Origin of the sequence: Microcoleus sp. MOSTC5 (assembly GCF_036701825.1) — a bacterium.
Lineage (GTDB): Bacteria > Cyanobacteriota > Cyanobacteriia > Cyanobacteriales > Microcoleaceae > Microcoleus > Microcoleus asticus.
Window position 1 is genome coordinate 13310 of the sequence record NZ_JAUBRK010000048.1, and the last position, 21889, is coordinate 35198.

General features: G+C 45.2%; 16 protein-coding genes. 3 read left to right on the forward strand and 13 right to left on the reverse strand.

Features of this window, described 5'->3' with window-relative positions; all coding sequences use genetic code 11:
* Positions 1 to 154: 154 nt before the first annotated feature.
* The gene (locus tag QUA54_RS23775; RefSeq protein WP_172184656.1) at positions 155 to 541 is read left to right on the forward strand and encodes a response regulator; all 387 of its coding nucleotides are present in this window, start codon (positions 155 to 157) and stop codon (positions 539 to 541) included.
* 127 nt (positions 542 to 668) lie between these two features.
* Here QUA54_RS23775 and cheB read toward each other — a convergent pair whose 3' ends face one another.
* The 10 genes from cheB to QUA54_RS23825 form a co-directional block, all read right to left on the reverse strand.
* On the reverse strand, positions 669 to 1754 hold the full coding sequence (gene cheB / locus QUA54_RS23780) for a chemotaxis-specific protein-glutamate methyltransferase CheB (RefSeq protein WP_333416562.1): 1086 nt from the start codon (positions 1752 to 1754) through the stop codon (positions 669 to 671).
* Positions 1755 to 1910: 156 nt separating this feature from the next.
* Entirely contained in the window at positions 1911 to 4412 is a 2502-nt protein-coding gene (locus tag QUA54_RS23785) for a hybrid sensor histidine kinase/response regulator (protein WP_333416563.1), read from the reverse strand.
* 129 nt (positions 4413 to 4541) lie between these two features.
* Positions 4542 to 6347, reverse strand: coding sequence for a methyl-accepting chemotaxis protein (locus QUA54_RS23790; RefSeq protein ID WP_333416564.1), 1806 nt, complete (start codon positions 6345 to 6347; stop codon positions 4542 to 4544).
* Between the two features lie 138 nt (positions 6348 to 6485).
* Entirely contained in the window at positions 6486 to 7952 is a 1467-nt protein-coding gene (locus tag QUA54_RS23795; protein WP_333416565.1) for a methyl-accepting chemotaxis protein, read from the reverse strand.
* A 495-nt stretch (positions 7953 to 8447) separates the two neighbouring features.
* Entirely contained in the window at positions 8448 to 9566 is a 1119-nt protein-coding gene (locus QUA54_RS23800; RefSeq protein ID WP_333416566.1) for a chemotaxis protein CheW, read from the reverse strand.
* A 119-nt stretch (positions 9567 to 9685) separates the two neighbouring features.
* Positions 9686 to 11344, reverse strand: a complete 1659-nt coding sequence (locus QUA54_RS23805) for a CheR family methyltransferase (RefSeq protein ID WP_333416567.1) — start codon at positions 11342 to 11344, stop codon at positions 9686 to 9688.
* 331 nt (positions 11345 to 11675) lie between these two features.
* Complete coding sequence (locus tag QUA54_RS23810; protein ID WP_333190230.1) at positions 11676 to 13442, reverse strand: R3H domain-containing nucleic acid-binding protein; 1767 nt, start codon at positions 13440 to 13442, stop codon at positions 11676 to 11678.
* A 129-nt stretch (positions 13443 to 13571) separates the two neighbouring features.
* Positions 13572 to 14723 carry a circadian clock protein LdpA gene (gene ldpA / locus QUA54_RS23815; RefSeq protein ID WP_333416568.1) on the reverse strand — a complete coding sequence of 384 codons (1152 nt, stop codon included), beginning with the start codon at positions 14721 to 14723 and terminating at the stop codon, positions 13572 to 13574.
* 425 nt (positions 14724 to 15148) lie between these two features.
* Positions 15149 to 16471 carry a four-carbon acid sugar kinase family protein gene (locus tag QUA54_RS23820; protein ID WP_333416569.1) on the reverse strand — a complete coding sequence of 441 codons (1323 nt, stop codon included), beginning with the start codon at positions 16469 to 16471 and terminating at the stop codon, positions 15149 to 15151.
* Positions 16472 to 16676: 205 nt separating this feature from the next.
* Entirely contained in the window at positions 16677 to 17327 is a 651-nt protein-coding gene (locus QUA54_RS23825) for a hypothetical protein (protein WP_333416570.1), read from the reverse strand.
* A gap of 96 nt (positions 17328 to 17423) precedes the next feature.
* Here QUA54_RS23825 and QUA54_RS23830 point away from each other — a divergent pair, with 96 nt between their 5' ends.
* Positions 17424 to 18596, forward strand: coding sequence for an IscS subfamily cysteine desulfurase (locus QUA54_RS23830; RefSeq protein ID WP_333416571.1), 1173 nt, complete (start codon positions 17424 to 17426; stop codon positions 18594 to 18596).
* 133 nt (positions 18597 to 18729) lie between these two features.
* Here the strand turns inward: QUA54_RS23830 and QUA54_RS23835 are convergent, their stop codons facing one another.
* Both QUA54_RS23835 and QUA54_RS23840 read right to left on the reverse strand, forming a co-directional pair.
* A complete protein-coding gene (locus QUA54_RS23835; protein ID WP_333200361.1) occupies positions 18730 to 19734 on the reverse strand; it encodes a glycosyltransferase family 2 protein in 1005 nt (334 codons plus the stop codon).
* Positions 19735 to 19786: 52 nt separating this feature from the next.
* A complete protein-coding gene (locus QUA54_RS23840) occupies positions 19787 to 20518 on the reverse strand; it encodes a C40 family peptidase (protein WP_333416572.1) in 732 nt (243 codons plus the stop codon).
* 95 nt (positions 20519 to 20613) lie between these two features.
* Between QUA54_RS23840 and QUA54_RS23845 the strand changes: the two genes are divergently transcribed.
* Entirely contained in the window at positions 20614 to 21552 is a 939-nt protein-coding gene (locus QUA54_RS23845) for a serine hydrolase (protein ID WP_333416573.1), read from the forward strand.
* Positions 21553 to 21675: 123 nt separating this feature from the next.
* On the opposite strand, the gene QUA54_RS23850 is transcribed toward QUA54_RS23845, so the two are convergent.
* Positions 21676 to 21849 carry a hypothetical protein gene (locus QUA54_RS23850; protein ID WP_333416574.1) on the reverse strand — a complete coding sequence of 58 codons (174 nt, stop codon included), beginning with the start codon at positions 21847 to 21849 and terminating at the stop codon, positions 21676 to 21678.
* Between the last annotated feature and the right edge of the window lie 40 nt (positions 21850 to 21889).

A 21889-nucleotide genomic window follows, 5' to 3' on the forward strand; every position in this document is an offset into this window, starting at 1 on the left:
CTTTTTTCGAGTTTTAGGTAAAAAAAACAGGGGTAAGGTTTCTACTAACGCTCCAACGGGGTTGGCAATTATTACCCAGAGACAACTCTCAAAGAATGACGGGGGGAATTATGTTTTGTATTTTCAAGAACTATAAATAAACAGGGAGAAAAATATGTGTGCAAGTAATAGTCAAGTACCAACTATTTTGGCAGTTGATGATAGCGTCGTGATGCAAGGACTTGTTAAACAGGCTTTAAGCAAAGAGTTTAGAGTTCTCGTAACCGACAATGCAGTGGATGCTTTGTCAACGATTTATCACGAACAAATTTCGGTTTTGTTGCTCGATGTTTCGATGCCTGGGATTGACGGATTGGAACTCTGCCGCACAGTGCGCAGCTTGCCTCAGTTTCAGAATTTGCCGATCGTAATGCTGACAGCGCGAGATGGAGCCTTTGATAAGGTACAGGGGCGTTTGGCGGGAGCAACCGAGTATTTAACGAAGCCGTTTGATGCTGATAAATTGCGCGAGGTAATTGGTAAGTTTATCAAAATCAAATAATCAGACTTAGAAAAAAAAGTTCAGTTTTGAGTAATTAATGAACTAAAAAGTTGCGATCGTCCTTTATAACCCGGCTTCTTTAACCCGTCGGGGGGCGGGGTATTCTGCACTATTTGGGGGGTTAGTCCTAAATTTTTAATTTTGTCAGGAGTAGAGGAGCGATCGCGCTGACAGGTAGAATATATTGGGCCGCACAGAGGGCGATCGCTTCTTTCGGCATTCCGAAAACAACGCAACTAGCTTCATCTTGAGCAATTGTCAAGCCTCCGAGTTGGGCGATCGCCAACATTCCCTCAGCACCATCTCTACCCATTCCTGTCAGCAAAACTCCCGCCGCAGCCCGACCGTAAACTTTAGCAACTGACTTAAATGTTACCGTTATTGAGGGGCAGTGTCCCGCGACGTGCTCAGCTTGAGAATAAATAAATCGCCCTTGAGAATCCAATTCTAAATGACGTTTTTCTGGCGGAAAGTAAACAATACCAGCTTGCGGTAATTCCCCCAAACCCGCTATTTTTACCGGCAGTTTTGATTCACAACCCAGCCAATCAACTAATCCTTTCAAAAAACCTTCACTGATGTGCTGAACGCAAATTACAGGCACTGGAAAATTAGCCGGAAGCTTAGAAATAATAGTGTACAGTGCTTGAGGCCCCCCTGTAGAAGCCCCTATAGCCAAGACTTTAATAGTTGGAGTTTTAACATTTTCGTTGGAAAATTTGTAATTAGAAACTGGTACTTGGTTGATTTTTACAATTGTGTTATTATCTTCTTTTTGCACCATTCTTTGATGCCGTGTAAATACTTTAACTCCTGAGAGTATTTTAATTTTAGCTATTAATTGATTGGCCATGCGAGCGTAATCTGATACCGACCCGCCAATCGGTTTCGGAAAAACATCCAATGCACCAGCATTTAACACTTGAAATACATTTTGAGTATCATCCGCTTGCACTGAAGCACTAATTACTAAAATTGGTAGCGGATATTTCTTCATTACTTCTTTCGTGAATTCTAACCCGTTCATTGGTGCCATGTTCAAATCAGTACAGATTACTTCTGGGTGAAGTTTAGGTATTAATTCCAGTGCTTTTAATCCGTTGGAAGCGGTTCCTACAACTTGGATTTCTGGCGAGGAATCAAAAATTCGTTTGAGGACGACCGTAACTACTGGAGAATCTTCAACTAACAATAATTTAATGGGCGATAACATCAGTTTATTGGTAAATTGGGAATGGTAAATTGGGAATGGGAAATTGGGCATTGATGCACTGGAGACTGAGCCTTGGGCATTGCTAATGGGTAGTCAATAACAAATGGCTAATAATTAATGACTAATGACTAATGACTAATGACTAATGACTAATGGTTAAACTAACCTTTTTAGTGTCTCTACCAGCACATCTTGATTGAACGTACCTTTAGGAATATAAGCATTTGCCCCGGCATCAGCCCCTCTTTTTCTATCTTCATCCGACGCCAAAGATGTCACTAAAATTATCGGCAACTCACTGTATTCTTTTTGCTCTCGAATCTTAACAGTCAGCGCCAAACCGTCTAAATTTGGCATTTGCACGTCAGAAATCACTGCATCAAAGTAGCGAGTTTTTAATTTATGGAAAGCATCCAATCCGTCTACCGCTGTCACAACTTCGTAACCCGCGCCTTCCAGGATGCGCTTTTCTTGAGTGCGGGTAGCGATCGAGTCTTCTGCTAAAAGTATAACTTGTTTTCGGCTGACCGTCTCAATGGGCGATCGCCCACCAGAAACCCCACGCGGCGAAACTTGCTGGCGTACAGATTTTATCAAATCGTGGGGATTGAGTATCATACAAACTTCCCCCGTCCCGAGAATCGTTGCACCAGAAACATTTCGCACCCGTTTCAGCAATTGACTTTGAGGTTTAATCACCACATCCTGTGCCTCAATCAAAGCATCTATAAATAATCCCAATCTTTCCTCCCCAACTTTCAGAACAATACAAGACATTTTCGGTGAATTTGAATTCAGGGATTCTCCCTCTACTTTTCTGTTGATATCTCTCCCGCTTTCCTGTGTCCACTCCCGATTTTTCGGAAGCCATGCTCTCTTGTTTAATTCTAGTATATCTGCCAAATAAGCAACTGATATGGGCTGACCATTGGCAAGTATAGTTGCCTTACCTTCCACGGTAAAAACATCAGAATAAGCAACCATTTTTGCCGTTTCCACAAACTCAATTGGCAGCCCGTAAGCAAGATTTTCAACCGCAACAATTAATATATTAGCAGTAGCTATAGACGTGCTGAGTAGGAGCCGCAAGCTGCATCCTTTTCCTGATACAGATTCAACTTGAATGCTGCCTTTTAGTGCTTCAACATTAGTCTTAACTACATCTAAACCCACTCCCCGACCCGAGATTTCAGTAACAAATGTTCTGGTGGAAAAACCCGGAGAAAAAATCAGGGATTGAATTTGGCTTTCTGTCATGATGGCGAGTGCTTCCGGCGTGCAGATGTTGCGTTTGAGAGCAGTTTGTTTAATGCGATCGAGATTCAGACCCTGGCCATCATCAGCAACTTCAATAATAATATTACTAGCAGTATGGTAGCCTTTAATTCGGAGAGTTCCGGCGGGAGGTTTGCCGAGCTTTTCGCGTCCAGCGGCAGTCTCGATGCCGTGGTCGATCGCATTCCGAATCATGTGCATCAAAGGGTCTTTCATTTCTTCTAAAATGCGTTTATCAACTAGAATTTCTCCACCTTCGATGATTAATTCAACTTCTTTTCCTTCCCGCTTCGCCAAGTCTCTAACCGCTCGGGGAAATAGATTAAAAATAGTAGACAAAGGCAGCAGTCTGAGAGTGCGAATTCCAGAGCCTAATTCCTCAGCAATTAATTCGAGTCTGGCAGTATCTTCATCAACTCGATTGTTCAAATGATTTACTAGATCTCCCAGACATTCTAAATGCTCTTCAGTCCGCTGGCAATAACTATGTAACTGCATGACGACCGCGTTTTTTTGAAACCCAGTTTCCTCAGCTTCTATCTGATTAAGAGCCAACCGATTTTGTAAAGCTTCTCGGCTCCAATCTTCCCACAAAGCGGTCAGCTTTCCGAGAGCAGCAAGTCGGTGTACTAGCCGAGTTTTGGTAACAGTAAGTTCCCCTGCTTGAGTCATTAAATCGTCTAGATTTTGGGTAGCAACGCGAATTGTTTCAATGCGGTAAGACGAACTAAAGGAACCGTTAACAGTGGGTTGAGAAGCCGATGGAGAAGCCGATGCAGCAGCGGGCCCAGCAGCGGCAGGCAAGTTTTGAGCTTGCTGCAGCAATTCTTGCTCGGATGGTAGCGTCAACAAAGAGAAATTATTATATAAATCAGTGGCGAAAGAAGTTTCACTGTTTGTTTCTGGTGGCGGCGTTTCCGAATCAGTAAATTGCATTTTTACTAATTCTTGTTCCGGTACTTGTGAAGATGCTGGCTCTGCTGTCGGGGGGACTAACTGGGGCTGGTTAGAAGCACCCATCATGCTAGCGAGCACGTAAAATGTATTGACGCCGGAATCTTGGCCCGTGACGGCTTCGTTAACGAGTTTGCGCATGGCGTCTAAACCTTGCGAAAGTCGATCGCTAATATCTAGATTTAGTTGAGTTTCTCCGCGCTTGACACCTCCCAAAATATGCTCTATTTGATGAGCTAAAGATGCTACATCTTTTACTCCCAGCATTCCAGCATCGCCTTTAAGAGAATGGGTTTCCCGCAGCAATTCTTCTAACTTAGCTGTGTCCCTCGGGTGTTGTTCCAAGTACAGCAATCCATCGTCTAGTTTCTGCAAGTGTTCTTGACTAGCGATTTTAAATACATCTCGGAGTTCTTCATCTTCAATCATATATATCTTTCGGTAATGGGTTATTGCTAATTGAGAAGCGGTAATCGGTAATCTAGAAGTTGTAATCGGTAATGGGTAATTCTTTCTTCTATCCGTTACATTTTTTGTCGAACATCTTCCAACATCTGACTAAACTACTGCTTTTAAATTTTGGGCTGCTTGGTTGAGTTGAGAAATGCCGAGTTTGACTTGAGAAATTCCGGTGGCAGTTTCCTGAGCAGCGAGGTTAAGAGAGTTGACAACTTCAACTACATCCTCAATGGCGCTCGCCTGGTTTATTGCTGTACAAGAAATTTGTTTGCTGTTCAAAACAATGCGCTCAATCGATTCTGCCACCCCAGCAAATGCGTCAGCAGTTTTTCTGGCAATTCTTACTCCATTTGCTACAGTTTTTGTGCCATTATCCATCACCGTTTCTGTTGAAATAATCGCTTTCTGGATGTCTGCAACTAAAGCATTAATCTTGCTAGCAGATTCCTTGCTCCGATCGGCTAATTTGCGAATCTCGCTGGCAACAACAGCAAATCCTTTGCCGCTTTCACCTGCTCTCACTGCTTCGACAGCAGCGTTGAGGGCAAGCATATTTGTTTGGTTTGCTAACTCGCTGACTAAACTGGAGATATTGCCAATGCGATCGGTTTGCTCGCTTAAACGCAAAATTTGCTTTTGAATTGCTGCTACCGTTTCTGTCAAAGTTGCCATTTCTTTCAAGGTATTGTCTACAGCTTGACTGCCTCCTGCTGTGAGTTTAAGGGCCTGTGAGGCCCCGAAAGCAGCCGCTTCGGCTTGTGAGGCACAAGCTTTGCTTGATTCCCCCAATTCATCCATTGTAGTAGCAGTTCGATGGACAGCATATAGTTGTTGGCTGGCGATGCGTTCCTGCTGTTCCACGGTGACACCAATTTGCGAGGAAGAAGAGGCGATCGCCCGCACAATTTCATTAACCGAGCCAGTAGTTCGACTAGCTAAAAAAGTGGCGATAACGCTAACAATAGCAGCCGTCATTCCAACTCCAGCAATCAGAGCATACAGCATATCTTCTTGGGGAGCAAATACATTTTTTGTATCGTTGGCAATAATCACGCTCCAACCCAATTCGGGCATATTTTTTAAATTTTCAATAGGAGCATAAGTAATCAGTTGCTTAGATCCATCAATGCGATTGATATCGATAGCACTGTTAATCTTTTTTTCGGCTTGCAATTTGGCAAAAACATTAAATACTGACTGTGCATCTCTGCTCACATCATCAATTTCTGTTGCTGAAAAAAACTTGCCATTGCCGTCAATCAAATGGTATTCCTCTTTTTGAAATTCCTCCGAGTATCTGATTAATTTATCTGTGTTTTCGTAAAAACCCTGGTCTAAATAAGTTGTAGGCGTGCGAGTTCTGATAACGGCAATAGTTTTTCCTGTATTGATATCGACAACTGGTGCCGCTGCAAAAATGGCGTATTTGCCATTGATAAATGACTTCCTGGGCTGCACAACAGTAGGAAGATTAGTTTTAGTTACTTTTTGAAAATAGTCGCGTTTTCCGAAATCTATAATCGGTTCTCCGCTCGATTGCAAAATAGTATTCCCCTGGAGGTCTGCGACTGCAATACTGTCGTAGCCTTCCCCTCCATTTATATATTTATCTAACAGAGCTTGTTTTTGAATGGTTGATGTTTTTTTACTGACTCTGGGGTCGTTCAGTATAGCTAAACTAGCTAGTTCATTAACGTCTAGGTAGCGTTCAAAAAGAAAGTTGCTGACTTCATTTGCTGTAGCGATCGCCCGTAATTCTTGGTACTTAATTACGTAGTTAGTCATGTTCTCGCTGGCAAATAAATAAGTCATCGCTCCTGTCAATAGAACTGGGATTGTACTGAGGGCGATCGCAAAAACAATCGCTTTAACTCTTAAAGACCAGTTTTTAATTTTTTTTATCATAACTTCATAACTGATAACTTATACTATTTGAGATTTGATATTTGAGATTTGATATTTGGAAATGACTAATGAGTATCGGGGCTGGGAGCTTGCCTGCTGCTGCATTTTTGTGGCAAACTATCATAACTGATAACTATTCTAAACAACTGCTTTTAAATCTAAAGCAGCTTCATTCAATTTTTGAGTGCCGACTTTAGTTTGAGCGATACCGCAAGCCGTTTGTGCCGCTCCTTGGTTGAGAGAGTTCATCGCTTCCACCACTTGTTCGATCGCGAGCGCTTGCTGTTTGGCATTCAGCGAAACTTGCTGAGAACTCAAAACCACGTTGTTAATTGCATTAGCCACTCCGGCAAATGCCGCAGTGGTTTCTGATGCAATCTTCACCCCAGCTTCCACAGTTTTAGTACCTTCATCTGTCACCATTACTGTTAAATTAATCGCTTTCTGAATATCAGCAACTAACAGATTAATTTGCGTGGCAGATTTTTTACTGCGCTCGGCAAGTTTCCGAATTTCTGATGCCACAACGCCGAACCCTTTGCCGTGCTCGCCCGCCCGTACAGCTTCCACCGCAGCATTTAGCGCTAACATATTAGTTTGATTTGCCAAATCGCTAACTAAAGTTGAAATATTCCCAATTCGATCAGCTTGCTCGCTCAACTGCATAATTTGCCCTTGCATATCTTGCACTTTAGTTTTCAGCGTTGCCATTGCTTTTAAAGTTTCTTCGACAGCTTTTGTACCTATGCCAGCTAAACTTAAAGCTTGCATTGCTTGAGATTCGGCAGTTTCTATCTGCTGTGAAGTCGCTCTAGAAGATGCGCCCAATTCGTCCATCGTCGTAGTAGTTTGATTGACTGAAGCTGCTTGCTGGCTTGCCATGCGTTCCTGTTCTTCAACTGTTGCTGCAATCTCAGTGGAAGAACTGGCGATCGAACTAATTGCGCGATCTATAGTTCCAACAATTTGTGACGAAATCAGCCAAGCTAGACCCGTACCAAACAGCACTAACAGCACCGAACCAATTACCAGCGTCGATACCAAAAAGTTTAAAGCTTCCTTAGTCATTTGCGTTTTTTGCTTAACCAGATTGAATTCTCTTTCCCGAAATTCCCGGTTCACTTTCAAAAAGTTCTTCACAAAATTTGTGTACTTGCCTGTATTAAATACAGCGGTGGCTTTCGCTGTCTGATTTTGCTCCAATAAGCGAACAATGTCTTTGTTAGAACCCTCATAATATTGGTTGACTAGCTCTCGCATCCTGTGCAAACGCATTCTCTGTTCTCGATCTTTAACGGTCGGCTCTACATTATTCGCCGACTGCCGAGCCAACTCTGCACCTGCGCGAAAATCCGTTAAAAACTCCTGATTTTTATTATTAATTAAATACCCGCGTAGCCCCCGTACCATTTGCTCAGCACCTAGGGATATCTTAGTTGTTTCTCCGACTACCTGCTGTACCCTTTCCGTTTCTTGGAAAGTTTTAAACACCTGATTTGTAGTAGAAATAACTCCTACGGGAAACCCTAAGTATATAGCTGCTGGCGCTAGATATCCGAGCAGCACCTTGTTTCTAATTTTTAAATTGTTTATTTTAGAAAACATCTTTTTTTCCTCAATTTAAGATAGCATTTCTCTTAGTAATGTTGTGACGATGCGATCGTGGTTGGGAGTCGCGCGTTGGCAAAAAAAATTAATCGGCGATTTCTAGGATCGAGGCCGTACAGTGACATTAGAAAATACTATCATAGCTCTGTTCTATTACCCTGTTTTCTTTAGCTTTGGGCTGCGTGGACATCGTTTGTGCAGCGCGACCCTGATTCGCGGGTAAAATCATGTCCCTCTAAATACTTGTCGGCAGCGCGGCGGTTGCAACAACAGAGAAAAACACTCTCAGATAAGAACGATTGCTTCACTTCACTGCGTTGCGTTTCGCTACGCGACATCAAACGCAATGATAGATTGTAAGTAATTTGTCGGCTGTGATATAAAATATTGTTTTAAACTGATATTTTGCACCATTTTGAGCAAAGCCTAACATGGTATAACATTGGTTCTCTGGGCGGAAGTGTAAAAACGGATTTAGGATAACATTTTTTTTCAAACCTCCTCATCAACAACAACTCCCCCTTTTGTCAGCAGTTTACGCAAGTTGAGAACAGCGATAATTTTTTCTTCGTAAAAAGCAGTACCCCGAAGATATTCGCGGTTAGCCGAATTTAGTGCAGCGGGAATAGTCGCAAGCTCTGCCACATTCAAATATATAATATCTAAGATTTCGTCAACAGCTATACCAACGACCAAATCTTCAATTTCAACAACGATCGCCTTAGATAGGGATTTTGTATCCGCCGACATATTTAAAACATTCCGAATATCCACTAGCGTCAGAATCTCGCCGCGCAAATTCATATTTCCAATAATGCGATCGGGAGTACAAGGAACCGGAGTTACTTGGTTAATCTGAGTAAATTCGCGCACTACCTTTAGATTAATACCAAAGTATTCGCCGTTCAAAACAACCACAACCAGCGACAGATTAATTTCCGCAGAATTTTCGCGATCGCCCAATAGCCTCAAATTGTCAGCTCGCTCTCGAAAAATCGCTTTTTCTTCCGGCGTAGCATTCGGACAAAAAACCTGAGGCTGGCTCAAAACTTTAGCATCTTCCGCTAACAATTTTGGCTCTATTTCTAACGGCAAATTTGTGCCATCTACCTTGCCTGCTGCCGCCCAAGAGCCTGCACCGCTTGCAAAAACTGGCATTTCTGGCTCTGTTTTGTCGGGAGAATATCGAATTAAACGATCGAGATTGAGCAGCATGATAATATCGCCTTCACAGCGGGCAAATCCAGCTAAAAAACGATGCGGCGCCCCTGCCTTGTCTCCCCCGTAAGATAGCTGCGGAGTTATTGCCTCTTGGGGGATATACTTAACTTCGCTAACTTCATTGACAATGATGGCAACTCGAAATCCTTGCCATTCTATGACGATCGCGCTATCTGTCAAACAATATTTTTGCCAGAGATATCCCAAACGGAGATTCAGATCCATCACGGGCAGAATTTCGCCCCTGAGATCGATCGCCCCGACAATATCTTGAGGCGCTTCGGCGATTGGTGTAAACTCCGGCAGAAAGAAAATTTCCCGAACGCAGCCGACTTCTACACCGTAGAGCAAACCGTTCTGTTTAAATATAAGATACGGCTTAGTTTCCATATTTTCCCTGAGACTTTATTTACTAGGACTTGCGAAAAAAAAACCCGTTTCTACTATTCTATTGGGTTGGGCAGCGAGGCATCTACAAAGAAACCGGGTTTTTAGCTTGTCCCGGCGGGTCACTTTTGTTGGCTGTACAATTTTACCAATTTTTTTTTAACATCCATCAATACTTGACTCGCTGTCATTTTTCCCTCCTGATCGATCGGAGTATCGGGCGGTAGTTTTTTGAGTAGATCGCAAGATGAGTTGTACATTTTAATAGCTATACTTAGGTTACCTTCTTTATCGTATATATTCCCGAGCTCTAAATAAGCTAAAACAAAAAATGGGCAAAGATAAATAGTTTTTTTCAAGAACAATTTAGCCTTTTCCAAGTCGCCCTGTTCTTCCGCAATGTGAGCTTGCAAATAATAAGGAAATACTGACATAGCATCTGCTTTGCTAGCTCGCTTGCAGTGTTCGATCGCCGGAGAATACTGACCTAAATTTGCATAAATTCTAGCCAATAAATAATTTGCATCAAAAGTCTGAGATTGCAGAGATAACGCCTGTTTAGCATTGTCAATCGCCTCAGTATAATCTTTATTTTTCAAGCATTTTTGTGCTTCTAAAATTAGCATTAAATAAGTTTTTTGCGAGTTTTTTTCTCCAATAGGATGTGAAAATGCCTCATCCTTACGCGCCAAACCTCCCTCCACATAGGGAGTTCCCAGCGTATTTACCAACCCAGTATCTGCTGTTAACAGCGACCCGATATCCCCAAGATTGCCGTTAGCAAAACTAGCTAGCAGGGTTCGCCTCGGTAGCAACTGACTGCTGTCGCCGTCAACTCCTCCTCCCTTTCCCGATTCCCCAAGCGCCAATTTTGCCTTGGATGCTGATGCAATCCAAGACTCTATTTTACCTGGTTCCTCCCCTAGGACATTCTTGGCTTGATAAACAACCGACTCCGGGAAAACCTTTGGTTGAAAATCGTGCATCACGTGATTGTGAACTTCAGCGTGACCAGTCATTAAATATCCTCCAGGTCTCAGCGTCTTGGCAAACTTTCTCAAGACCTGTGAAATATATCGATCTTCAAAATAAACAAAAACATTTCTGCACAGGATCAAATCCATGTTATTAATATCTGTGTAAATATTAGGAAAATTATTTGTTACTAAATTTACACAGCTAAAGCTAACTAATTTGCGCAAATTCCGGTCGATTTTCCAATCGATTTTCAGCCTCTCGAAATACCGCGTTTGCAGTTCCGGGTCAACCAAGCGAAACGACCAAAGGCTGTAAATTCCTCGCTGCGCTTTTTCTATTACTTCTTGATTGATATCTGTACCTAAAACTAAAATATCCCATTTTTCCCAATCAGGAATTAGCTGTTTTAAAATAAAAACTAAAGAATAAGGTTCTTCACCTGTCGAGCAGCCGGCACTCCAGACTCGCAGTGTTGGCTTAATTCCCAATGTCTCGTGCAATTTTATTTTACGAGCTATCAATTCAGGGAAAATAACTTTTTCCAGCAGCGAAAACTGTCCTTTGTCCCGCATGAAATAACTTTCGTTGGTTGTCAGCAGCAACGCGAGTTCTTGCCATTCGCTTTGACTTTCCAGACTCGGATCGGCTAACATTTGATAATACTTCTCGGGAAAGGGTATTTTTACAGCTTTCATCCGAGTCAAAAGTTTTTGACATAAACCCGATCGATCTTGCGGGCGAATTTGTAAACCCGTGTGCGCCGCAATTAATTGAATAAATAAGTTAATTTGTGCATCATTCATATCAACCCTGCTAAATGTGTTGAGATATAATCTGCTATTATCTGGAATTGGTAATGGGGGATTGGCTAGGCATTTGAGCCGATCGCACTCACAAATAAAGATACCTACGCAAATAATATCATGTCCGGTCGATCGACCCCACGATTAGGGTCGGGGCGAGTAGACGCTTAGCTGCTGCCCCTTTTAAAGATCGGGCGCGAACCCTCCCGACAAAAATTATCGTCAATTTAGCTGGCACGATCTCAAAGGCAAAAGGTAGAAAACAGAAGCCAGGAAAAAATTCGGCCGTTTGCCTTCTACCTTCTGCTTTCAAAGGCACCAATCTCCAACTTTACGCTGGATAAATGCGCAGGCGGCGATTCGGTTCTTCCCCAAAACTGTGGGATTTCAGGTGATAGTGTTCCACAAGTTCGTGCTGCATTTTGCGGACGTTGGGAGAACGGGGCAGGAGTTCCACCGGCTGTCCCTTGGGAATGACAATTTGCTCGACTGCCAAGCGGGTTTCTTCGAGAGCTTCGAGCTCGTCAGAAGAACCGCTGCGGGCGAATAAGGCGAGGTCTGCCACTTCCGGGGTACCCGGGTCATCCATGTCCAACAGGCGCCGCAAAGCTCTCGCTACGTGGGGAATAGTGCCGGCCTTAATTGTGTGCAGGGGAACTTGGCGAGTTTTGGCCAAGTGCCTCAATTTCGACTGGTTGCGAACGTTCGATCGCAAAGCCAAAACCACGTCAGCACTCTCAATATCCTTCGTCAGCAGCACCGGCAGGTTCAGCGTCGAAATCACCTGTTCGAGCTGGTGGCGAGCTATGCCGTAAGGATAAACGTGGAGGGGCAAATCTTCGCCGTTAGGGCCGACATTATGGGAATAGCGTCCCGGCTTAGGTACCGGCTCGACGGACAGGGATTCTTCGAGCAGTTGCTCGAAATACCGAGTCTCAGAAACCGGCGCGCTTTTAACAGCCAAGTTCTCGCTGGGAGCGGGCATCGGCACCATTTTGCCAGCACTCCGCCACCCTGAGATCGGTGTGACCGGCCGGATTGCCGAAACCGCAGCCGGGCCGCTCGAAGCTGTTATCCCTGGAAACCGGGCGGGGGGAGCGGCCGACTCGCGCTCGATAATTACCTCTCCAGTCTCGCTGACGCTTCTGATTTGCTGGTTCGGTTCGCGTCCCCGCAGCAGAGTGTCGATCGAATCTGCAACTCGCTCGTGGATCACCCAGCGCTGGCGTTCCAGCATTTCAACGGCAATTTCAAAAGTGGGCGGTGCTTTGCGCTCCAAAACCGTCTTTTGAGAACCGCGGCGCCTTGCTTCGTCATCTCCCAGCGTCACCGCTTGGATGCCCCCAATTAAATCTGCCAGAGTCGGGTTTTTCATCAAGTTTTCGAGCCGGTTCCCGTGGGCGGTACCGACCAACTGCACGCCCCTTTCGGCGATCGTCCGAGCCGCCAAAGCTTCGAGTTCCGTGCCGATTTCATCAATCACGATCACTTCCGGCATATGGTTTTCCACTGCTTCGATCATGACTTGGTGCTGGAGTTCGGGACGAGAAACTTGCATTCTGCGAGCTCTGCCGATCGCCGGGTGCGGGATATCTCCATCTCCGGCGATTTCGTTGGAGGTGTCGATAATTACCACCCGTTTTTCCAAGTCATCGGCGAGCACGCGGGCAATTTCTCGCAGGGCCGTGGTTTTGCCCACTCCGGGGCGGCCGAGCATCAAAATTGACTGACCGGTTTCCACCAAATCGCGGATAATGCCGATCGTCCCAAACACAGCGCGGCCCACCCTCAAAGTCAAGCCGATAATCTCGCCGCTGCGGTTGCGAAGGGCGCTAATTCGGTGCAGGGTTTGCTCGATACCGGCTCGATTGTCGCCGCCGAAGTGGCCGACTCGCTCGATGCAATAGTTGAGGTGTGCCTTGGAAATCGGTGTTTGGGAAAGAGGTTCGGCCAAGGATGGAAAACGAGCTTCTGGTTGGCGGCCCAAATCCATAACAATCTCAATGAGATTGTTGCGCTGCGGGTGCTGCTCTAAAGGCTGCCGGATCTCATCTGGCACGATGTCTAATAATCTGTTGAGGTCGTCTGTAATCTGCATTCGCCTCGATGTGTTCGGTGACGTTTTCAACTTTTTAGTCAGTTGTCAGTTAACAGTTGTCAGTTGTCAGTTGCCAGTTGCCAGTTGTTTTTTACTTGTAACTAATGACTACTGACTAATGACTACTGACTAAAATTCTTTGAGCTGGGAAACTAGAGAACGAGCTAAACTCACGGCCTCCGAGAGAAGTTCTGGGACGGCTTCGAGCTGAGGTAGCCGAGATGTTTGAACTCCGGCTGCTGGCCGCGCGACTGCCACCGGAACCGCACAGGCTCGATCGGTCTGCATTGTTTCTAATTGTTCTAAAATTGGCGACAGCAAAACCCTGGCATAGCTGCCGTAAGCTACACCTGCAATGTACGGGACAGGGGGAACTGACAAATTTTTCCCGCCATCCAACAGCAGTCCGCCGGCTCTCAGCTTGCTGACAGTGTGAGCATTAGTGCCGCCGGCAAGTTGCACGTATCCCGGCAACTGGGCCGCCAAAACTTTTTGACCGAGTTTGACCGCGGCTCTAGTAGTTCCTGTTCCGATATCTCCGCTCATCGGCCTACCGTCGGTTTGCCAAATTAGGGGACAAGGAAGGGGGGAAATTATTTGATAGAGTGTCCGCAAATAATCAATCAAACCGTCTCCATCGGGGCAACTAATTGCTATTAACTTGAGTTGATCGACCCAGGGAGCTATGCTCGACCAAAGTCGCCCAAAATCTGCCTCTCTGCCTACTTGCGTGTGGATTTCTAGGGCGTCCGCACCGGATTGCAAGATTAAAGGTGCGATCGCGGCGGGAGCAGACACGTAAGAACGAGTATAAATTAGTTGGCTCGGACAAATCGGCAGACAGCGACCGCAGCCATAGCACTGCTGGTCTATCACCCCGGAAAAACCACTGCCAGCACTCTGAAAAACGATTGCTTCGGCTGGACATATTTTTTCGCACGGCCGCCAGCAGTCCGCCGGACAATCGGCTGGGTTGAATTCGGCTTTGCGAAAATGCGGGTCTTCCCCATCATTTAAACTCACCATCAGCAACGGCAACCCTTTGCCGCCAAACCTGCGGTTGTGAGTTCTTGCCTGTAATTCGCTGGCCACTTGTAGGGCTTCTTTCGCTGCGGTGACGGCGGCGGGATCTGCCGCGACATCGATACAGTCAGCGCCTGCTAAGGTGTAAGCCAAGGTGAGATTCCGTACAGCAGGCAGGTGTTGAAAGCTCGCCCCACAGATCAGCTTGAACCAATGGCCACTTTTTAATGAGTTTAGGGGATGATAATGTTCTGTCACCCTTATATGCTAATCCTTTCAGCTAAAAATTACGAGGTGCAAATTTCTACTTAATTTTAAAATTTAGGCGGGTACAAGCTGGAAACGCTACTGATAGCAGTAGCTCTTGTGCTATTGGCTCTATATGTAGAGTTCTGCCTTAATTTTTTTTCCTAAATTTGATTTTTTTGAGAACGGCTGCTGAGGGGCGATTGGGAGATTGGGCGATCGGCTTGAGTTACACACAGACTTTAAATTATATCATAGTATGGTGATTTAGGCAAGGAAAAAGTACGCTAGAGATTTTTTTTGAAGTTGCCGTGCAGTGGCAATTGCCATAAAGTTCGATCGAGCTTTGAAACCAATCGACCAACCGCAGATGAACATTCTCATCCCTGAACAGAAGCTAAATTCATCTGGGTTAATCTGCAATTCAACGAGCTGTACTACTTGCTCAGCCGTTTGTAAACCGTAGCCAAAGCATGGCTATCCCCCACATTTCCCGGAAACAAAACAACTGGCAAATTGGGAAACAGAGGATGATTAGCCTCGGTTTTCACCACCGAACAACCTGCGATAATTTGACCGATTTGCCTGACACTTTTCAGCGACAAACCTGTACTCAAAACATCATTGGAAGTAATGCCGCCCTTGCTAATCAAAAACCCGATATCTGCCGGTAGTCCCCGCACGATATCCATCAATAAAGCAGAAACCGCCTCTCCAAATTTTAACCTGACTTCCGCATTTTCAAATTCGAGTTCCTTGCGGCTGGTATAAATTACAGGCGTTTTGCCATCGGCATGAGCAGTGCGGACTTTTTCGAGAATTTCATCGAGCATTTGGGTGCGATACTCGGGTGAATCTTCTAACAAGTGAGATACATCTATTTCAATGCTAACTATATTGGGTTCTTTTAACAAGCGCTCCAATTGTTCCGTAGTTTTCTTAACGTGGGAACCAACTATTACTGCACCCGGTTTGCCATCCCTCACGTATTTTGCCATTTCGTCGGCTGCTACTGGCTGCGGGCCGAGGTTAGCTAAGGATGTTAAAATACTCGCTGCGCTGCGGAATAAAAACTTTTTGCCTTGACTGACTGCATTGAGAATGTGTTTGGCAAATGTGTCTAAATCGCCTTGGCTTTGGCCGTCAACAACCGCACATTGGTTGTCTGTCATGTCCATCAGTCGATCTAAACTTCCGTAGCGAATGTCTGCGAGTAAAATGCGATCGACTGCATCAGCAGGGATGCGACCTTTGGTTTTTTCTTCTACATAGTCTGGCAGGTAACTGTGACTGTACCCGAAGACTGAATCTTTGGCAAATTCGGTTTCGTGTACTGGTGTCGGGACGCTGTTAACTATTAGGTAGTGCACGCTGTGGCGGGTAATTCTGCCTCCTTCAAAAAAGGCGGGAATTAGAAAATGGGCGTCGAAGGGGCCGAGTTCTTCGGCGATCGCGTCGGTTTCGATGGGATAGTGACCGCGCAGGGTAGAATCGGAACGGCTAACTATTAGGAAGTCTTCGATTTTTTCGCTGGCGATCGCCCTTTTTAGATTTTGGCACACTTCGCGGGTGACGGAGGCTGCTTTTTCTGGAGTTAGCGATCGAGTATTTGTCAGTATGAAGAAAATCGGGCACTTGTCCCGCAGCCCCAAACGCAGGGTGTCTTCGTCCCAACGTGTCAGCAGCAAGCAACTGTGCACGGTTTGAGAACCAGTCGGATCGTCGTCGAGAACTATAATCTTGGGTTTAACAGAAGACATACTGACCTGGTTGTTAACATCACTTTTCCAAGATATCCTTACCTGTTACGTAACAGGTAAAAATTTACAATAATTATGATATTTTTTTAACTATTCTCATAACTCCTAATTTGGAGAATGTGTTTGAGTTCGATCGGTTCATTAAGGTGCGCGTTGCTACAAAATAAGGTGCGCCGAGGCGCATCCTACTAATATTTTCCTTTTTTTAATTAGCACCGTTTCGATCTTGCAACTTTTTCATTTCTGCTTGAACTCCCACGGCTACCTGCAAAGCTTCGTTGAGCAATCGCCCTTGCTCGCTGGCTCGATCGCTAATTTGCAGGGCATTCAAACTTTTCAAATTATTGGCAAACAATTCGGAGTTAGTATCGACAAATTTTTTGTTTTCCCTGAGAATTCTCTCGGTTTTCAAAGCTCGAACTAAATCGTCTCTGATTAGCTGCAAGGCTTCAATAACTTTTGCTCGATCGCCTATTTTGACTTCCGCATTGCCGGCATCTTCTATCCGATCGTTAATGGCGATCGCTTCGATTATACCATTATAGCGATCGACATCATCAAAAAGATTAATTAAATGTTGGTTTTGCCGGCTGCACTGAATTTTCCACGCATCCTCAAAGATTAAACCGACGATCGCAGCGAAGTGGAGGGCGAACCACAACAAATAAGCTCTAGGAAATATCGCAACTAGCAGCCAACAACTGATGAGAACCAAAACAATTAAACCGACTGTTTTCAAAGCTTCGCGGGCAAACTTAGTCGCTGTCGGCGGCCGGTATACGCGATCGGGCCCGACGCCTGTGAGGTGCTTGAGCTCACCAACAGTAATTTCTAATCCCTGAATGTCAGCTCGCATAAATCTTCACAAATATTTGTTAATTATAAAGTTTTGTAGTAGAACAAGGGGCTCGTCTACAATAAACCTAACACTTTTTTCAACCAAAACTGCACTATGTCCGCACGTCCTATATACCTCGACAATCACGCCACAACCCCCGTAGATCGACGGGTACTTGATGCGATGCTGCCGTATTTCACCGAACAATTCGGCAACGCAGCCAGTATCAACCACGTCTACGGCTGGGAAGCAGAAGCAGCGGTAAAACAGTCACGACAAATCATAGCAGAAGCGATCAATGCTTCTCCAGAAGAAATTGTTTTTACCAGCGGTGCAAGCGAAGCAAATAACTTAGCGATCAAAGGCATCGCCGAAGCTTATTTTAGTAAAGGAAAGCACATTATCACAGTAAAAACCGAACACAATGCAATTCTCGACCCCTGTACCTATTTGCAAAAATTGGGGTTTGACATTACTGTTTTACCCGTGAAAAGCGACGGGCTGATTGATATAGGCGATTTGATCAAAGCGATTCGCGCCGAGACAATTTTAGTTTCAGTGATGACGGCTAACAACGAAATTGGTGTCATCCAGCCGATCGCAGAAATTGCAGCAATTTGTCGCGGAAATGACATTCTTTTCCACACAGATGCGGCACAGGCGATCGGCAAAATTCCCCTCGACGTAGAGGAGATGAATATCGATCTAATGTCCTTGACAGCCCACAAAATCTACGGGCCAAAAGGGATCGGTGCTCTCTACGTCCGCCGCAACAAACCGAGAGTGCAGCTAGCGCCACAAATGCACGGAGGAGGCCACGAACGGGGAATGCGATCGGGAACTCTCTACCCACCGCAAATAGTTGGGTTTGCCAAAGCAGTAGAATTGGCAATTGCAGAAATGCAGTCGGAAACCGAACGAGTGGTTAATTTGCGGCAGCGTTTGTGGGAAAATTTGAGTGAATTGGGCGAGGTTTTTCTCAACGGTCACGCTACGAAGAGATTGCCGGGGAATCTCAATATTAGTGTAGCCGGGGTTGACGGTCAAGCGTTGATGTTGGGTTTGCAACCGGCGGCGGCAGTTTCTTCGGGTTCTGCTTGCACTTCGGCGAAAATATCTCCATCTCATGTTTTAGCAGCGATCGGGCGATCGGACAAATTAGCTTATGCTTCAATTCGGTTTGGTATTGGTCGGTTCAATACCGAAGCAGAAATAGATGCAGTTTCCCAACACGCGAGCGCAACTATTACATCTCTCCGACAAGCACAAAAAGTCAATCAATTTTAGATTTTAGATTTTAGATTTTAGATTGGAGAATTGAACATTAGGAAGTAGTTTTGAGTTTTGAGTTTTAAATTATTTAACTTAAAACTCAAAACTTTTCCTCTTTTTATCACGGAGTATAATTGGGATCAACCCATTATTTAGAACCAAATACCTCGCGCACCCGATAAATCGGTTTTCCCTGCGACTCGTGATAAGTCCGCATCATCACTTCCGCCAGCAAACCAAAACAAAATAACTGCACGCCAGTTAACAGCAAAACCACAGCCAAAATCAGCAAAGGACGGTTCCCAATACTTTGACCAAAAGCCAATTTCAGGAAAGTCAAATAAATCCCTAAAACCGTTCCCAACGTCATAGAACTCAGTCCCAAAAGTCCAAAAACGTGCATCGGTCGAGTCAGGAACTTTTTCATAAAAGAAATAGTTAGCAAATCCATCAACACCCGAAAAGTCCGCCAAATTCCGTACTTACTTTGACCGAAACGGCGGGCGTGATGTCGCACCGGCAGTTCCGCAATTCTCGCCCCTTCAATAAACGCCAAAGCAGGCAAAAAGCGGTGCAATTCCCCGTAGAGATTCAAGTCTGCTACCAACTCGGATTTATAAGCTTTCAAAGAACAGCCGTAGTCGTGCAAAGTTACGCCTGTAACGCGACCAATTAACCAGTTCGCAATTTTAGAAGGAATCAACCGGCTGATAGTATTATCCTGCCTATTTTTCCGCCAGCCGCTAACTAAATCGTAGCCTTCATCTAACTTTGCCAACAACAGCGGAATATCAGCCGGGTCATTTTGCAAATCGCCGTCTAGGGTAACAATAGCACGACCGCGAGCGCGATCGAAACCTGCCGACATGGCAGCAGTTTGCCCGTAATTGCGACGCAAAATTACAGCACAAAGGTCATCGCGAGTGCTGGCTAACTGCTGTAGAAGTTCAGCAGAACCGTCTTTAGAACCGTCATCTACACAAATAATTTGATAGCTGAGTCCAGATGGTTGGATAGAAGAGGCGATCGCCTCAATCAAATGAGGCAAACTTTCCACCTCATTATACACCGGCACCACCACCGAAACATCCAGAACAACCTCAGCCTCAGCTTGCTGTCTCGCCAATTTTTCCAAAAATAATGCAGCGTCCATTTTTTTATTCGATAATATTAACAGTCAACCGTCAACAGTCAACCGTCAACAACTAACTAGGTTGATAACTTGCCACAACTTTACCATATCCCCGCAATTGCTGGTAATAAGCTTGACTGACTAGATCGCCATCCTCCGACAAAACATCGATACCGATACCGTTGCGACCTTGTGCTTTCCCCGAACTGTGAATGTAGCGATTATCTCCGAGATACAATCCTACGTGATTTGCTTTTTCAGGAGTACCAAAAAATACTAAATCCCCCGGTTCTAAAGCAGTGATACTAACAGATTTAGTAAAAGCTTCCTGCTGATAAGCATCCCTCGGCAACCAAATGCCTGCGGCCACAAAAGCCGCTTGCATCAAGCCCGAACAATCATAATTTGGCCCGACTGTACCGCCCCAAAGATAATAATTGGATTGGTTCATAGCCTCACGAGCGAAAGTAATTACTCTTGGTAATTTTTCCTTGATATCTGCCTCAGAAAGCACCAGAGGATGATACACTGTTTCTGTCGGATCGAGCAACTCAACATCTCGAATATCCAGCCATCCCGGATAATCATCTTCGCACAGCCGCACCATCACAGCCGTTGTATCCCCCTCAACAACCGAGTCTATGCCATTTCTCCCCCCCGACCTAAGCTGGGGGGGGTCAACTACTCGCAAATGTCGCCCCAGCGCTGCTTGAGTTGCCAATCGATCGCACTTTGGGGAATCGTAAATATTTATGTGCGATCGCGCCCGGTACTCCTGAACATCAGATAATTGATAATTGGCCATTGCTAATTGCTCACTGTTTGCTGTTAATTGTTCGCATTTAACGATAGATTGCCATTAGCTGCTAGCCGTTAACCGTTAACCGTCAGCCATTAACCATGACATTTTTTCACAAAGACGAACAATTAGAAACCCTCGGCAGTAGCATTATAGACTCCGCATTGTCAGAATTTACAGGATTAAGTGGCGATCGTACAGCCATTACCTGGATAGTCTACGATCCGCCGGTGCGAGTCAATACAGGCGGCGCCCTGAGCCCAGAAGAATTTTGGAAATATCAACCGCGAGGTTTTAGCGCTAGAGCTTCCGAACGAATTTATCCAGCCAGCATCGTCAAATTATTCTACCTCGTTGCCATCTGGGAATGGGCGCAAAAAGGCATGATTCAAACATCGCCAGAATTAGAACGCGCCGTCCGAGATATGATAGTTGATTCCAGCAACGACGCCACCAGTTTAGTAGTAGACGCGCTCACCGGCACCACCAGCGGCCCAGAATTATCACCAGGCCCCTTTGAAACTTGGAAACAGCAGCGAAACATCGTCAACCGTTACTTTCAATCATTGGATTGGCCGGAATTAGAAAATATTAACGTCAATCAGAAAACCTGGTGTGAGGGCCCCTACGGTCGCGAGCGAGCAGTTCTGGGAGAATTAATGGAAAATAGAAATATGCTGACCACAAATGCAGCGGCGCGTTTGCTGCACACTATAATCGGCGGCGTAGCTGTTTCTGCCCAAGCATCGCAAGAAATGATGGGTTTAATGAAACGCAGTTTAGATCCAGCAGAATTAGAGGCAGATCCCGAAAATCAAGTAACGGGTTTTTTAGGCGGGGGATTGCCAGAATCAGCAAAATTGTGGTCAAAAGCAGGACTGACAAGTCAAGTTCGTCACGATGCTGCTTATATTGAAATATCGGGTTTGCGGCCGTATTTGTTGGTTGTATTTACAGAAGGGAAAGAGAATAGCAAGAATGAAGAAATTTTACCTTTTATCTCGCGGCAATTTGTCGAAGCAATGAAGGCACTGAATTAGACAGTTCTGGACGCAAAAACTGCTTTGCAACACTATTGTTAGAGGTAAGGTGCGGTATGCTTCGCCCTACAGATAGAGTTTATGCCTAAGTCCTAATTAAGTTATGGAACTATCGTCTTACTCTCATGCTATGCGTAAACGTTCAATATCCCTGATTGGTGGCGCACCGAACATACGAGAATACTCGCGGCTGTAATTGTGAGGCAGGGCTGCGATCGCCCGATGGCGTCGGGCCCCGCAAGCTACGATTTTATTTGCGATCGATCGACCCGATGATGTTGATATCAGCGAAATCATCGTCAGACCAACAGCCAGCCCTTACTAAAGCACCACACAT

What these genes read in the sequence shown, in the direction of transcription:
- QUA54_RS23830 (WP_333416571.1), top strand. Translation starts at nt 17,424, where the DNA reads ATGTCCGCACGTCCTATATACCTCGACAATCACGCCACAACCCCCGTA.
- QUA54_RS23775 (WP_172184656.1), top strand. Translation starts at nt 155, where the DNA reads ATGTGTGCAAGTAATAGTCAAGTACCAACTATTTTGGCAGTTGATGAT.
- QUA54_RS23800 (WP_333416566.1), bottom strand. Translation starts at nt 9,566, where the DNA reads ATGGAAACTAAGCCGTATCTTATATTTAAACAGAACGGTTTGCTCTAC.
- QUA54_RS23845 (WP_333416573.1), top strand. Translation starts at nt 20,614, where the DNA reads ATGACATTTTTTCACAAAGACGAACAATTAGAAACCCTCGGCAGTAGC.
- cheB (WP_333416562.1), bottom strand. Translation starts at nt 1,754, where the DNA reads ATGTTATCGCCCATTAAATTATTGTTAGTTGAAGATTCTCCAGTAGTT.
- QUA54_RS23825 (WP_333416570.1), bottom strand. Translation starts at nt 17,327, where the DNA reads ATGCGAGCTGACATTCAGGGATTAGAAATTACTGTTGGTGAGCTCAAG.
- QUA54_RS23790 (WP_333416564.1), bottom strand. Translation starts at nt 6,347, where the DNA reads ATGATAAAAAAAATTAAAAACTGGTCTTTAAGAGTTAAAGCGATTGTT.
- QUA54_RS23805 (WP_333416567.1), bottom strand. Translation starts at nt 11,344, where the DNA reads ATGAATGATGCACAAATTAACTTATTTATTCAATTAATTGCGGCGCAC.
- QUA54_RS23785 (WP_333416563.1), bottom strand. Translation starts at nt 4,412, where the DNA reads ATGATTGAAGATGAAGAACTCCGAGATGTATTTAAAATCGCTAGTCAA.
- QUA54_RS23810 (WP_333190230.1), bottom strand. Translation starts at nt 13,442, where the DNA reads ATGCAGATTACAGACGACCTCAACAGATTATTAGACATCGTGCCAGAT.
- QUA54_RS23850 (WP_333416574.1), bottom strand. Translation starts at nt 21,849, where the DNA reads ATGATTTCGCTGATATCAACATCATCGGGTCGATCGATCGCAAATAAA.
- QUA54_RS23835 (WP_333200361.1), bottom strand. Translation starts at nt 19,734, where the DNA reads ATGGACGCTGCATTATTTTTGGAAAAATTGGCGAGACAGCAAGCTGAG.
- QUA54_RS23840 (WP_333416572.1), bottom strand. Translation starts at nt 20,518, where the DNA reads ATGGCCAATTATCAATTATCTGATGTTCAGGAGTACCGGGCGCGATCG.
- QUA54_RS23795 (WP_333416565.1), bottom strand. Translation starts at nt 7,952, where the DNA reads ATGTTTTCTAAAATAAACAATTTAAAAATTAGAAACAAGGTGCTGCTC.
- QUA54_RS23820 (WP_333416569.1), bottom strand. Translation starts at nt 16,471, where the DNA reads ATGTCTTCTGTTAAACCCAAGATTATAGTTCTCGACGACGATCCGACT.